Source organism: Selenomonas sp. oral taxon 149 str. 67H29BP, assembly GCF_000146365.1.
GTDB classification, from domain to species: Bacteria; Bacillota; Negativicutes; order Selenomonadales; family Selenomonadaceae; genus Centipeda; species Centipeda felix.
This window is the reverse complement of record NZ_GL397087.1, coordinates 2,041,240-2,055,271: the sequence shown is the minus strand read 5'-3', so window position 1 is coordinate 2,055,271 and position 14,032 is coordinate 2,041,240. Positions and strand designations below refer to the sequence as shown.

Genomic DNA, 14,032 nt, shown 5'->3' with positions numbered 1-14,032 from the left:
TTCCTCAAAACTCTCTCCGACCGATAAAATCCGCCGCCATGAGGCAGGTCTCACGAATCCGCGGGTCAAGGCTCGCAGGCAGCGCCGCCTTAGCACGCACCAGATAGGCATCCGCCTGTTCCTGTGCATAGTCCAGCCCATCCGAGGCACGCACGAGCGCAAGCGCACGCGCGACCTCCTCTACGGGTTTCTTCGGATTCGTAATGAGTGCCGCGAGCTCCTCCCGCTCCCCCGCGCCAAGCACGGAGAGTGCACGGATGACGGGCAGCGTCACATAGCCCTGTGCGAGGTCATGTCCCGCGGGTTTTCCGATGTCCTCGGAGCTGCGGCGGAAGTCGAGCAGATCGTCCGTGATCTGGAACGCCATGCCGATATCACGGCCGTACTCCGCCATCTGTGCCGTATCGGCAGGGCTCATCCCGCCGATGAAGCCGCCGAGCTCACAGCAGATCTCAAGGAAGTCCGCCGTTTTCTTGCGGATGCGCTCATAGTAGGCATCCTCCCCCGTGGGGATCTGATAGACCGTATGATCCTGCAGGATCTCGCCCTCGCTCAGCGTGCAGACCAGATGCGCCAGCTTGACATAGACGGATGAGTCATAGCCCTCCTCCGCGACGAGTTTGAACGCGCGCGCAAAGATATAGTCTCCGCTCAGGATGGCAATCTGGTTGCCCCACTTAGCATTCGTCGTCTCAGCACCGCGCCGCGTATCCGCCTCGTCGATCACATCGTCGTGTACGAGGGATGCCGTGTGGATGAGCTCGAGCGCCACGGCCACGGGCATCGCACGCGCACGGTCAAACGACGCTCCGCCGCGCGCTGCCAGCAGGAAGAGGGCGGGACGCAGTCGCTTGCCGCCCGAGGAGACAAGGTGCATCCCAACATCCGTGATGAGCGGCGTCTCGGAGACAATCGCCTCCTCCAGCGCAGGCTCAAGTGCTGCGAGATCCTCCTGTATGACATCAAACATGTCGCTTTTCAACGTTCTACCACCTACATTCGACGCCGCACAGAGCGTCGCTTTCCATCCATTGTGACACAGACAAATCTCCTCACATTTTAACATATTGCATCTATAGCGTCAAAATTATTTCTGTCATGAAAAAAGGCGCAGTTGCATATATCCCCCCATCGGCTCGCTGCGCTCGCCACTTCCCCCGTAAACGGGGGAAGCTATTATGCTGTTATTGTAGGAAAAGAGCACAAAGAAAAGGACTTTGGTACGAAGTTTATAGCTTCGTGCAACAGTCCTTTAGATAATGATAAAACAATCCGTTCTTTTTTACTTCCCCAGCAGAGCGACCAAGCGACGCGCTGCCTCCTCGGTGTCCTCGGGCGAGCCGAAGGTCGAGAATCGGAAATACCCCTCGCCTGCGCTGCCGAAGCCCTCACCCGGCGTGCCGATGACCTGAATCTCATGCAGGAGATAGTCGAAGAATGCCCAGCTTCCCATGTTCTTCGGGCACTGCATCCAGATGTAGGGTGCATTCTTGCCGCCGCAGTACCATATCCCGAGCGTATCGAGCGCCGCCATCAGATGCGCTGCGTTCTTTTTGTAGACGCGGATATTCTCGTGGATCTCGCGCTGGCCTTCCTCCGTAAAGACCGCCGCCGCGCCTTTTTGCAAGATGTAGGAGACACCGTTCGTCTTGGTCGTGCGGTTGCGCACCCACAGCGCATTCAGCGAGAGGCCGCCGCGCATGAGTTCCTGCGGGATGACGGTGTAGCCGAAGCGCGTCCCCGTAAATCCTGCCGTCTTGGAGAGCGAGCAGATCTCAATGGCGCAGGTCTTTGCTCCCTCGATCTCAAAGATGCTGTGCGGGATCTCCGCATCCTCAATGAACGCCTCGTAGGCGGCATCAAAGAGGATGATGGCATCGGTTTTGTTCGCGTAATCCACCCATGCTTTCAGATGCGTACGTGAGAAGACTGCGCCCGTCGGATTGTTCGGCGAGCAGATGTAGATGATGTCGGCATGCACGGACGGATCGGGCAGTGCCAGGAAGCCATCCTCGCGGCTCGATGCGACGTGGATGATCTCGTTGCCTGCAATGATGTTCGCATCGACGTAGGCAGGATATGCGGGCTCCATGATGAGAACGCGCTGATCTCTGCCGAGGATGTCGAGGATGTCGCCCAGCTCATCGCTCGCACCGCTCGAGACGAATACATCCTCGGGCGCCAGCTGCACGCCGCGCTGCGCATAGTACGCCGCGATCGTCGCGCGCAGCTCCGGTGCGCCGCACTCGGGCATATAGCCGTGAAAACTCTCCTGCACCGCCTGATCGTCCACGGCGTGGTGCAGTGCGTCGATGACCGTGCGGCAGAGCGGCAGGGACACATCGCCGATGCCCATGCGGTAGAGATGCGTACCGGGATGTTCGGCGAGATACGCCTTGGTCTTCTGCGCAATGTTGTAGAACAGGTAGGAGTCCTTCAGCCTGCTGTAGTTCATATTCGGTGTCATGCTATCCCTCTTTCCATAGTTTTCCATGCGTACCGATTCTACTCGTTTTTTTCCCATTGCGCAAGTGCCATGCCCGATGTATGGAACATCTGTACCATGACATCATACGCACAAGTGCGAGGATTCGTCCATAACTTTTATCACAGAACCAACATCTCCAGATGTATACAGGTGTGCAAATTGACTTCTCATTTCATCTATGATAGTCTATGCCCCACGTCCATCAGTACAGGACATTACTCCTATATAATAGGAATCGTTTTCAGAAAGGGTTGTTGGATATGGAACGGGAAGGATCGGTCAGGATCCCCGCAGGCTGTGCGATTGCTGCACTTATCTCCAAGGAGGGGCGCATGATCCCAGGCGATGTCATCATCCGCGGAATCGCGACGATGCATGACCGCTCCAACGGGCTCGGCGGCGGGTTTGCGGCGTACGGCATCTATCCGGAGCATCGGGATCAGTACGCCCTGCACATCTTCTTTGACAGCAAGGATCGCCGCAGCGTCTGCGAGGGGATTCTGCGCGAGAGCTTTGAGGTCGTCCGCGCAGAGCGCATCCCCACGCGAAAGATTCCTGCCATTACGGACGAGCCGATGATCTGGCGGTACTTCGTCTCCCCTCTGCGCTCGGTGCTCGCCGCCGCGCAGCAGGACGAGGAGGAGTACATGGTGCGCACGGTCACGAAGCTCAACGCGGAGCTTTCTGGCTGCTACGTCTTTTCCTGCGGGAAGAACATGGGCATCTTCAAGGCGGTCGGCTTCCCCGAGGACGTCGGCACGTTCTACCGCCTCGACACGTACGAGGCATACTCCTGGACGGCGCACGGCAGATATCCGACCAATACGCCGGGCTGGTGGGGCGGCGCGCATCCGTTCGGCCTTCTCGACCGCACGATCGTACACAACGGCGAGATCTCGTCCTATGATGCCAACCGCCGCTTTATTGAGATGTACGGCTACAAATGCACCCTGCAGACGGACACGGAGGTCATCACCTACATCGCCGACTTCCTGCTCCGCCGCCAGAAGCTCTCACTCCATGAGCTCGCGGCTGTCATCGCCGCGCCGTTCTGGGATACAATCGCGCGCAAAGACCCGGCCGCGCAGAAGATCCACACGTATCTGCGCACAGTCTTTGCGGGGCTGCTCATCACGGGCCCCTTCTCCATCATCCTCGGCTACACGGGCGGCATGATGGCGCTGAACGACCGCCTGAAGCTGCGCTCGATGGTGACCGGCAGCAAGGATGACTGCGTCTGCATCGCGAGTGAGGAGGCCGCCATTCGCGCCATGGAGCCGGATGCCGAGAATATCTACGCGCCCGCCGGCGGCGAGCCGTTTATCGTCAACGTAAAAGAGGGGTGTTTCTAAATGAGTCTGAACTATCTGTACCCCGAGTTTGAAGTGCTGCGTCACCCCCGCTGCACGAAGTGCCGCCTCTGCGAAAAGGAGTGCTCCAACAAGGTGCACCACTACGATGCGACACAAAAAATAATGGTCGCCGACGACGAGAAATGTGTGAACTGCCATCGCTGCGTCTCGATCTGCCCCGTCAAGGCACTCAAGATTGCGCGCACCAACTGCACCTACCGCGACGATGACAACTGGACGAATCAAACCATCAAGGAGATCTACAAGCAGGCGGAGAGCGGCGGCATCCTGCTGTCCTCCATGGGCAGCCCGAAGCGCATGCCGATCTACTGGGATCGCCTTCTCATCAACGCCTCGCAAGTGACGAATCCCCCCATCGATCCGCTGCGTGAGCCGATGGAGACACGTGTGTTCCTCGGGAAAAAGCCGAACGCCATCGTCCGCGACGCCGCGGGGCGCATCGACACGTCAAATCTCGCCCCGCAGCTTGAGCTGTCCATGCCCGTTATGTTTGCGGCGATGAGCTACGGTGCCATCAGCTACAACGCGCACAAGAGCCTTGCGATGGCGGCGCAGCAGCTCGGCATCTACTACAACACGGGCGAGGGCGGTCTGCACGAGGATTTCTACGCCTACGGCGACAACACGATCGTACAGGTCGCGTCGGGACGCTTCGGCGTGCACGAGCGCTACCTCAACGCGGGTGCCGCCATCGAGGTCAAGATGGGACAGGGCGCAAAGCCCGGCATCGGCGGGCATCTGCCCGGTACAAAGAGCATCGGCGACGTGTCACGTACGCGCATGATCCCCGAGGGCTCGGACGCGATCTCGCCCGCACCGCATCACGACATTTACTCGATCGAGGATCTGCGCCAGCTCGTTTACTCCCTGAAGGAGGCGACCAACTACACCGTGCCGATCATCGTCAAGGTCGCAGCGGTGCACAACATCGCTGCCATCACGAGCGGCATCGCGCGCAGCGGCGCGGACATCATTGCCATCGACGGGTTCCGCGGCGGCACGGGGGCTGCGCCGACACGCATCCGCGACAATGTCGGCATCCCCATCGAGCTTGCCCTCGCAGCATGCGACAAGCGTCTGCGCGAGGAGGGCATCCGCAACGATGTCTCCCTCGTCGTCGGCGGAAGCATCCGCTCGGCGGCCGATGTCATCAAGGCGATTGCGCTCGGCGCTGACGCCTGCTATGTCGCCACGGCGGCGCTCATGGCACTCGGCTGTCACCTCTGCCGCAGCTGCCAGATCGGCCGCTGCAACTGGGGTATCGCCACGCAGGACCCTGCACTCGTCAAGCGTCTAAACCCCGACGAGGGCAGTCAGCGTCTCGTCAATCTCATGACCGCATGGCGGCACGAGATCAAGGAGATGCTCGGCGGCATGGGCATCAACTCCATCGAGGCGCTGCGCGGCAACCGCCTCATGCTGCGCGGCATCGGTCTCACGGAGAAGGAACTTGAGATTCTCGGCGTCGCGCACGCAGGCGAATGAGGGGAGGGAGAACGATATGATTTCTATTGATGCAGACCATCTGGATCACAAGGCACTCAACGACCGCCTGCGCGGCATCAAGGCGCCGGTGCAGCTGACGAACTGCTGCGGGCAGCGGTTCATCGCAGCGGGCATGGCGCCCGTCTCCCTCTCGATCACGGGCGTGCCCGGCAACGCGCTGGGCGCGTATCTGAACGGCGGAAAGATCGTCGTGCACGGCAACGCACAGGACGCCGTCGGCGACACGATGAACGACGGCACGATCATCGTCCACGGCAGCATCGGCGACGCGGCGGGCTACGCCATGCGCGGCGGAAAGATCTACGTCAAGGGGAACGCGGGCTACCGCGCGGGCATCCACATCAAGGCGTATGAGGACAAGTCGCCGACCATGATCATCGGCGGTACGTGCGGCAGCTTCCTCGGCGAGTATCAGGCGGGCGGCACGATCATCGTCCTCGGACTGACGGCACAGGAAAGGCCTATCGTCAGCAATTTCCCCTGCACGGGGATGCACGGCGGGACGATGTTCCTGCGCGGCAGCTGCGACGCGATCCGCTTCCCTCAGAGCGTTGAGGTGTCACGGGCGGACGCAGAGGACATCGCCGCAATCGACGAGCGGCTGACGGAGTTCTGCACGATCTTCAGCTACGACAAGAACGTGGTCATGGAGGAGGGTTTCACGAAGATCGTTCCGAGCAGCAGCAATCCATATAAGGCACTCTATGTGACGAACTAAGGAAGCACTGATAAAATGAGCTATGCCGGATTGGCGTAGATTTTTGTTGATTGAGGCAGCAAACCAGACGCACGGCAGGGGTATATGGTTGTGCCGAATGTATCAGTGCTTTCCTAAAATATAAAAAAGACGTTGTACGGAGCTAAAAACTTCGTACAACGTCTTTTTTTGTGCTCCTTCCACCGCTTGCGCGGTCCCCCTTCCCCGTGCTTACAAGATAACGGCATAAAAGCTTCCCCCGTTGCTGACCTGTCGAAAAAGCAAGCCCCAAGGGGCGCAGCTGATTCGGAAACAGGTCGCATGGGAAAACGTCCCAAGAACACGAGCGTCAGCGATGTGTGATTGGTTGACGTTGACCGCTAACGGGGGAAGTGGCGAGCACAGCGAGCCGATAGGGGGACGCGCAGCAGTCCCCTTTTTATTGCAATCTTCTCGTCTACAATTTACTTCTTCTGCAATATCAGCGCACTCCCCACGGCGCGCTCCGACCCATCCGAGGGGGAGTTCAGCACATCCCCATCCGCATAGATCTCCGAGGAGCCGCCGCCGTCCAGATTGATCGCGTCGCGCACGCCGAACTGCACGAGCAGATCGGCGAACTCGGTCAGTGTCAGCCCATGACTGTGCGACTGCCGCCCATCGACGACGGCGAAGAGGATGTTCCCCTTCTGCGTCACACCGACCGCTGTACGCGGTGCACGCCCGTAGCGAATGTCACCCGGGAACTGCTCCTCGCCCGCCGTCACGTGGACACTGCCATTCTCGACAAGGCGCGGCCCCGCACCGAGCACCTGCACAGCGCGATTCCACGGCTCACCCAGATCCTCCGTCAGCACGGCGGGATCGCCCACGCGCACGCTCGCCGCGGCAAACGCATCCATCGACGTGCCGTGCACCGAGACGACATAGCCATCGGACGGGATCAGCGAGTCATTCGTATTGATCTCCGCTACGCGCCCATTGCGGATGACGTATTCGAGCCCATACGGATTCGTCCCCGTCGATCGCCCATAGGCGCGGTTGTAGATGATGAGGTTGTCCGCGCCGCGCTCGGCGTTGACGCCCGAGACGGGCAGGCTCGTCTGGTCGAGCTTCACCGTGCCGTTATAGGACACTGTACCGAACACAAAGGAGTTATCAGGCATCACGCCGAAGGCACTGCGGTCAAAATACGTACTGCTCACGACCGTCCCATCGATCTTCGTGATGCCGATGAGCTCTCCGCTGAGTGCAAAGTAGGAGGCGTTGATCGCCGCCGCCGCATTCGTATCCTGTGCGATGCCGCTCACTGTCTGCCGCCCCGGAATAATGCCGCGGGCAAGCGCGGGGCGCACGCGATAACGTGCGGGATCCGCCTCGATAAAGTACGCCGTCACCTGCCCATCCTCGTCCTCATAGACGTACTCCCGCTGCGTCAGCCCCGCGGCGAGCTGTTTCTCCTCCATGCGGGGCAGCTCTGCCTTTGCGGGGGGTGTGTCCGTATCCGTAGACGATACGGACGGACGCGGCACGCTCGCATGCCGCTGCGCAGTCAATGCGCCTTTCGGTGCAACATCGACGAAGATACGGAATGGATTCGTCAGATTCCCAATGGAATAATCCATCCCCTTCGCCAGCGCAACGGTCACATAGAAATGCCCGTGATGCCGCTCGTAGGAAATCGCCTCAATGCGAGATGTCCGCACAGCGATACGCTTGAAGAGTGCCGTATCCACATCGGCAAAATCGAGGGTGAGGGAACGCCCATCGTCGGAGGGACGCGCCTGATAGAGCGGCATCTCCGAGAGATCGAAGACGATGCGGTCACGCGCCGCCGTGCTCGAGGAACGCAGTCCCGTCAGGGATGCTGCTGCCGCCACATAGGAGGACAGCGCCACGAGGACGACGACGGCGAGGACAGAGACTTTCTTAAAAATTTTCATTGATCGCTCCACATTCATTCCAATGAATACAACAGAAAAGGGGATGCTGTTCCAGCTCCCCTTTTTTTACTCTTTCATCTCTTGCGGATGGTCGGCGACAGCTGTTTCATCATCATGTCTGCAAGACCGATGCCGCCGCTCTTTGCGGCCTGATTCATCAGCTCCGTGTCGCGCATATCCTCGAAAATCTTGATCGCGTTTGACTTCTTCCCAAAGAGATCGCTCTCGGGTACAGTCGCGCGCATCTGCTTATACATCATACTGAGGAACATTGCCTCGAACCCTTCGCACGCCTCACGCAGCTTCTTCTGCTGCAGCTCGTCCGCCGTCATGGGATTCTTTGGCACGTAGCCCGTCTGCGCGGTCTCGCTCGTGCGGCTCTGCACAGCATCTGCCTTGCGCTGCAGCTCATCGAGCGTCGCCTTGAACGACTTTCCCTCGGCACTCATGCGCGCCGCATCATAGGAGGTCTGTGCCGCGTTGCCGAGCAGTGAACCATCTCCGATTGGCTGTATGGTCATATCACTGTCTCCCTTTATACAATATCCAGCTCGGCGTGCAGTGCGCCTGCCGCCTTCATCGCCTGTAAAATCGAAATTGTGTCGCGCGGTGTCGCACCGACCGTGTTGAGTGCGCCGACGATGTCGCTGACGTTTGTCGTCGCCGGCAGGACAATCGTATTCCCCTTTGTCTCCGACGCCTGAATGTCAGGACTGTCTGTCACGACGGTATTGCCGTAGCTGAACGGTCCCGGCTGCGAGACATCGGGGTTTCCCTGGATGCGGATGGTCAGCCCACCCTGCGTGATCGCACACGCATCAACGGAGACATCGCCTCCCATGATGATCGTTCCCGTACGCTCGTTGACCACAACGCGCGCAATGTTGTCGGGACGTACCGGCAGATCCTCGATCGAGGCAACAAAGCCGACCACGTTGCCGCGATAGTACGAGGGCACGGCAACATCCACACGTCCCGGGTTCGTCGCCTGGGCAATGTTCCCGTACTGCGCATTGATGGCACCTGCGACGCGTGCCGCCGTCGTGAAGTCCGACTTTGCGATGGAGAGCGCAATATGCCCATCCGTGCCGATGTCATCCTCCACCGTGCGCTCGACGATGCCCGCATTCACGGCGATACCGACTGTCGGGAATGCCTTCGTCGTGCTGCTACCGCCGCTCGATGCGGAGAAGCCACCCGTAGAGACTGCGCCCTGTGCCACGACGTAGACCTCGCCATTGCCCGCACGCAGCGGTGTCTGGAGGAGCGTTCCGCCGCGCAGGCTCTTCGCGTCACCGATGGAGGAGACCGTCACATCGAGGCTGTCGCCCTCGCGTACGAACGGCGGAAGCGTCGCCGTCACCATGACGGCAGCCACGTTCTTCAGCTTGATGGACGACGCATTGACATTGATGCCGTAGCTGACAAGCATATTGGCGATGGACTGCACCGTCTCGCCCGAGCTCGAGCCGTCGCCCGTCCCCTCAAGTCCGACGACAAGACCATAGCCCATGAGCTGGTTGCTGCGCACGCCCTGCACTTTCGTGATGTCCTTGATGCGCGTCACGGCGGAATCCGCCGCGGCAACGCCCGGCAGAGCCCCGATGAGGAGCGCAAGGAGGAGCAGAAGGACGGATATTTTCTTCATAAAGAGCGCCTCCCGTCAGAAGAGAATATTGAAGATCTGCGTGAGGATGCCCTGCCGCTGCTTCGCGTTGAGCGGTCCCTTGCCGTCAAAGCGCACGGTGGCATCCGCGACACGCGTCGAGAGCACCGTATTCGATGCGGAGATGTCCTCGGGGCGGCAGATGCCGCGGAACGTGATCTTGTGCTCGTTGCGGTTCTGCCATATCGACTGCGTTCCCTCGAGGACGAAGTTGCCCGCCGGCGTGATCTCTGAGATCGTGACGGTGACATTGCCCGCGACACGATTCGTCGCCGAGGCGGATCCCTTTGCGGTGAACTTATCCGAGCCGCTCGCCGATGCCGCCTGGAGGAAATCAAAGATGCCGATACCGCCGCCGAGCTTCACCGAGCCGCTCTTCTCGTTCGAGCTGTTGCGCGTCGCCGAGGTCGTCGTCGACTCGCTGATGACGATGGTCACAATGTCGCCGACGTTCGATGCCCGGTGGTCGGTAAACACGGACTTCGTCGTATAGCCGTTGGCGTTTTTCCACAGGGATTCCGCCGCTGCGGTCGGTGCAAAACTTGCCACCGCAAGCGTGGCGGCGAGCACGCCCGCTAGCCATTTTTCTTTACGCATGATGAACTCCTTATGGAACTCTCTCTATCCTGCTGCAGATCATGCAATAATCTGAACCGTCTTCTCGTCGACTACACGCCCGCGCATGATCTTCCCCGATCGTGCATTGCGCACGCGGATCACATAGCCGATGCGTCCCGCCTCCAGTGCTACGCCCTCTGCGCGGATCGTGATGCCGCCATTCTCCGCGACGAGCGTCACAGGACTGCCCGCAGTCAAGACGCGCGGCATCGCGAGGAGGGTTGGCGTGATGACCGTGCCCTTGCGGATGTAGCGTCCCGCGACGCGTCCCGCGAGACGGTCGAAGTCCGTGACCGTCGTCTCAGGCAGGGTATCCACCGCGCTCTCCTCGACGTGCGCATTGGCAGGCGTGATCGCCTCGTCCATGCGAATGTCCGTCATCGCGACGAGCACATGGTCATAGACCGTGACCTGATAGTAGCACGCGGCGCGCCGCTGCAGTACACCGTCCACATAGACGGTAATGGCGGCGGGGAACTCCCGCCCGTAGGGAACGCCGCGCGGGAAGGCGACAACGGCTGTCACCTCGCCTGCCGGCAGACGCATCGTCCCCGCCCGGTGCTGGAGATGCACCTCGTGGCGGCGCGTCTCACCGACCGCGGCGAGCTGCTCCTCGATCTTCTGCTGCGCGAGCTCCGCAAGCTGTGCGGCGGAAAGGACGTTCGGGAAGCGGACGGCCTGCCCGTACCCGTAGGAGGCAGCAACCCCCGTACCCGTCCACAAAAAAGCGAATAAGCCACTCCATAGGAATAGAATGGCTGTAAAAATTCTGTGCCGAATCAACGCTTCAGCTGGTTCGCGATCTCCAACATCGAGTCGGAGGTCGTGATCGCCTTGGAGTTGGACTCGTACGCACGCTGGGAGACGATCATGTTGACCATTTCCTCCACGATCTGCACGTTGCTCATCTCGAGCGTGCCCTGCGTCAGCGTCCCTGCACCGTCCTCGCCCGGGTTCGACTCAATCGCCTCGCCCGATGCATCGGAGACGACGAAGAGATTCTTGCCGACGGACGTCAGCCCTGCGGGGTTGACAAAGCGGGCAAGCGTGATCTGTCCCGCCTCCTGCTGCTGGTTCTGCCCTGCCTCACGGTAGGAGACACGGCCATCGCCGGAGATCGTGATGGAGTCCAGCGGTGCATTCTGCCCGATCGTAATGCCGTCGGCGAGCAGGTAGCCGTCCGTCGTGACCATGCGGCGGTCGCTGTCGAGCTTCCATGTGCCGTCACGCGTGTATGCGGTCGTCCCGTCGGGCATCGTGACGCGGAAGAATCCCTCGCCTTGGATGCCGATGTCGGTCGGGTTATCCGTCGTCTGAAGTGCGCCCTGTGTAAAGACGCGCTGGGTCGCCGCCAGGCGTGTTCCAAGACCGATCTGCAGTGCCGTCGGGTACTGCGAATCCGCGCCGTTTCGTGCGCCCGCCTCACGGAGCGTCTGGTAGACAAGATCCTGGAACTCGGCACGTACCTTCTTGCCGCCGTAGGTGTTGACGTTGGCAATATTGTGCGCGACGACATCCATCTGGGACTGCTGCGCCTTCATGCCGGACGCCGCAGACCAAAGTGCTCGCATCATAGTCGATGTCCCCCTCCAAGAATTTTGGATGACAGTTTACTCACTTTTATATCGGAAGTTTTGATGAATTTCTTAAGGAATCGCTGATAAAATGAGGTCTGCCAGATTGGCGTAGATTTTTTGTCCGATTGAGGCAGCAAACCGGACGCATAGCGAGGGCTATGTGGAGGATTTGCTAACGATAAGCGGGCGAAAAAGATGCGTCAAGATGGTTGTGCCGAATTTATCAGTGCTTCCTTAAGTATTTTTAACTCGTACGTCCGACATCGTTGACTGCCTTGTCGAGCAGGGCATCCTGCGTCTGCACAGCCTTTGAGCCTGCCTCATAAACGCGGTAGTTGTTGATGAGCTCGACCATCTCCGTGACGACGCTCGTGTTCGACATCTCGAGCATCCCCTGCTCAATGACGCCCGTCGCCTGCTGCGGCTGTGCCCCGGGCTGAGGTTTATAGAGGTTGTCGCCCTCCTTGATGACCGCCTTTTCCTCATCGAACTGGACGAAGCCGAGCTGCGCGATCTGTCTGCCGTTCGCATAGATGCGCCCGTCGCTCGACACCGTCACGTTTCGCGCATCGGCGGGAATCGTGATCGGCTGTCCCTGCGGCGAGAGCACGGCCTGTCCGCGCACATTCTGAAGCTGCCCCGTGGAGGAGCGGTAGAAGCTGCCGTCGCGCGTGTAGCGCTGTCCCTGCGGCGTATCAATGATGAAATACCCCTGCCCCGAGATGCCGAAGTCGTAGGTGTTCCCCGTCGTCTGGAGCGCACCCTGAATGTGGTCGGTCGCGATCTCATCCACGGCGGAACCGAGGCCAAGCGTGCCGACGATCGCCGCACCCGAGCGGATGCGGAACCCCTTAAAGCTCGTCACATCCGTGTCTGCCGCGTGGTCATTGATGCGGCGCAGCAGCATCGGCTCGAACTCACGCACCGCCATATCGTCGCGCTTGTAGCCCGTCGTCGCGGCGTTGGCGAGGTTATTCGCGATCATATCCGTGTGCTTCGTCTCTGTAATCATGCCGGAGGCGGCGATATAGAGTCCTCTCCACATAGCGTTTCCCTCTTTTCCCGAACGAAATATACTCTCCTATGTTAATTTCGCTGTAAATTTCGTTTTCCCTCTATTTATTTATTTCTTACGTCCAAACGATGTGTTCGTCGCCTTGCCGTCGAATTTATCGAAAATATCGAGAGCCTTGCCGCAGCCGAGGGCAACGCAGGACATGGGGTCATCGGCGACAATCGTCGGCGTCCCCGTCTCGCGCAGGATGAGCTCTGCCATGCCATAGAGCAGGGCACCGCCGCCCGTCAGAACGATACCGCGATCCATGATGTCGGCGGCGAGCTCCGGAGGTGTCTCCTCGAGCACCTTTTTCACGCAGTCCACAATGCGCATGACCGAGGACTCGATAGCGGACGATGCCTGTGCCGTGGAGATGGTAATGTTCTTCGGCAGCCCCGAGAGGAGGTCGCGGCCGCGGATCTCCATCTGCTCGCGCCGCGCCGCCGTATATGCCGCGCCGACGCGGATCTTGATCTCCTCCGCCGTGCGCTCGCCGATGAGCAGGTTGAACTCGCGCTTGACATAGTCGATGATGTCCTCATCGAAGGTATCACCCGCGACGCGGATACTCGCGCTCGTCACAACGCCGCCGAGACTGATGACGGCGATGTCTGAGGTGCCGCCGCCGATGTCGACGACCATCGAGCCCTGTGCCTCCACGATGTCAAGGCCCGCGCCCATCGCCGCTGCGAGCGGCTCCTCGATGAGCTGGATGTGGCGCGCGCCCGCCTGCTCAGCGGCTTCCTGTACGGCACGCTGCTCCACCATCGTCACCCCCGAGGGGATGCAGATCATGATGCGCGGACGAAAGACTATGCTGCGTCCAACCACCTTGTCGATGAAGAAGCGCAGCATGCTCTCCGTGATGTCATAGTCCGCAATCACGCCGTCGCGCAGCGGGCGGATGGCGATGATATTGCCGGGCGTACGCCCGATCATCTGCCGTGCCTCCTCGCCGATGGCGAGCACCTGATTCGTATCACGGTTGACCGCCACGACCGACGGTTCCTTCAGGACAACCCCCTTCCGCTTCACATAGACGAGCACATTTGCCGTCCCCAGATCAATTCCTATGTCCATTGACATACCAAACATGTATGGAAATCC

13 protein-coding genes are annotated in these 14,032 nt (G+C 60.0%); 3 read left to right on the top strand and 10 right to left on the bottom strand.

Annotation, left to right across the window (positions count from 1 at the left end; genetic code table 11):
• Nucleotides 1–4: 4 nt before the first annotated feature.
• Both HMPREF9166_RS09670 and HMPREF9166_RS09665 read right to left on the bottom strand, forming a co-directional pair.
• Nucleotides 5–970 carry a polyprenyl synthetase family protein gene (locus HMPREF9166_RS09670; protein WP_009753842.1) on the bottom strand — a complete coding sequence of 322 codons (966 nt, stop codon included), beginning with the start codon at nt 968–970 and terminating at the stop codon, nt 5–7.
• A 312-nt stretch (nt 971–1,282) separates the two neighbouring features.
• Nucleotides 1,283–2,467: an LL-diaminopimelate aminotransferase gene (locus HMPREF9166_RS09665; RefSeq protein ID WP_039981340.1), complete on the bottom strand. Its 1,185-nt coding sequence runs from the start codon at nt 2,465–2,467 to the stop codon at nt 1,283–1,285.
• A gap of 281 nt (nt 2,468–2,748) precedes the next feature.
• Here HMPREF9166_RS09665 and HMPREF9166_RS09660 point away from each other — a divergent pair, with 281 nt between their 5' ends.
• The 3 genes from HMPREF9166_RS09660 to HMPREF9166_RS09650 are packed head-to-tail and all read left to right on the top strand — an operon-like array spanning nt 2,749 to nt 6,085.
• Nucleotides 2,749–3,840, top strand: a complete 1,092-nt coding sequence (locus HMPREF9166_RS09660) for a hypothetical protein (protein WP_039981338.1) — start codon at nt 2,749–2,751, stop codon at nt 3,838–3,840.
• Nucleotides 3,841–5,346, top strand: a complete 1,506-nt coding sequence (locus HMPREF9166_RS09655; protein ID WP_009753839.1) for a glutamate synthase-related protein — start codon at nt 3,841–3,843, stop codon at nt 5,344–5,346. It begins immediately after the preceding gene.
• 16 nt (nt 5,347–5,362) lie between these two features.
• On the top strand, nt 5,363–6,085 hold the full coding sequence (locus HMPREF9166_RS09650; protein ID WP_039981337.1) for a glutamate synthase: 723 nt from the start codon (nt 5,363–5,365) through the stop codon (nt 6,083–6,085).
• 443 nt (nt 6,086–6,528) lie between these two features.
• Here the strand turns inward: HMPREF9166_RS09650 and HMPREF9166_RS09645 are convergent, their stop codons facing one another.
• From HMPREF9166_RS09645 to HMPREF9166_RS09610, 8 genes are all read right to left on the bottom strand, one after another.
• Nucleotides 6,529–8,007, bottom strand: coding sequence for a phosphodiester glycosidase family protein (locus HMPREF9166_RS09645; protein ID WP_175279237.1), 1,479 nt, complete (start codon nt 8,005–8,007; stop codon nt 6,529–6,531).
• Between the two features lie 74 nt (nt 8,008–8,081).
• The gene (locus tag HMPREF9166_RS09640) at nt 8,082–8,528 is read right to left on the bottom strand and encodes a rod-binding protein (protein WP_009753836.1); all 447 of its coding nucleotides are present in this window, start codon (nt 8,526–8,528) and stop codon (nt 8,082–8,084) included.
• Between the two features lie 14 nt (nt 8,529–8,542).
• Complete coding sequence (locus tag HMPREF9166_RS09635) at nt 8,543–9,655, bottom strand: flagellar basal body P-ring protein FlgI (protein WP_009753835.1); 1,113 nt, start codon at nt 9,653–9,655, stop codon at nt 8,543–8,545.
• Between the two features lie 15 nt (nt 9,656–9,670).
• On the bottom strand, nt 9,671–10,270 hold the full coding sequence (locus tag HMPREF9166_RS09630) for a flagellar basal body L-ring protein FlgH (protein ID WP_009753834.1): 600 nt from the start codon (nt 10,268–10,270) through the stop codon (nt 9,671–9,673).
• A 39-nt stretch (nt 10,271–10,309) separates the two neighbouring features.
• Nucleotides 10,310–11,014: a flagellar basal body P-ring formation chaperone FlgA gene (gene flgA / locus HMPREF9166_RS09625; protein ID WP_254655031.1), complete on the bottom strand. Its 705-nt coding sequence runs from the start codon at nt 11,012–11,014 to the stop codon at nt 10,310–10,312.
• A gap of 56 nt (nt 11,015–11,070) precedes the next feature.
• Entirely contained in the window at nt 11,071–11,865 is a 795-nt protein-coding gene (flgG, locus tag HMPREF9166_RS09620) for a flagellar basal-body rod protein FlgG (protein WP_009753832.1), read from the bottom strand.
• A 247-nt stretch (nt 11,866–12,112) separates the two neighbouring features.
• Complete coding sequence (flgF, locus tag HMPREF9166_RS09615) at nt 12,113–12,913, bottom strand: flagellar basal-body rod protein FlgF (RefSeq protein ID WP_009753831.1); 801 nt, start codon at nt 12,911–12,913, stop codon at nt 12,113–12,115.
• Between the two features lie 78 nt (nt 12,914–12,991).
• Nucleotides 12,992–14,020 carry a rod shape-determining protein gene (locus HMPREF9166_RS09610; protein ID WP_009753830.1) on the bottom strand — a complete coding sequence of 343 codons (1,029 nt, stop codon included), beginning with the start codon at nt 14,018–14,020 and terminating at the stop codon, nt 12,992–12,994.
• Nucleotides 14,021–14,032: the final 12 nt, after the last annotated feature.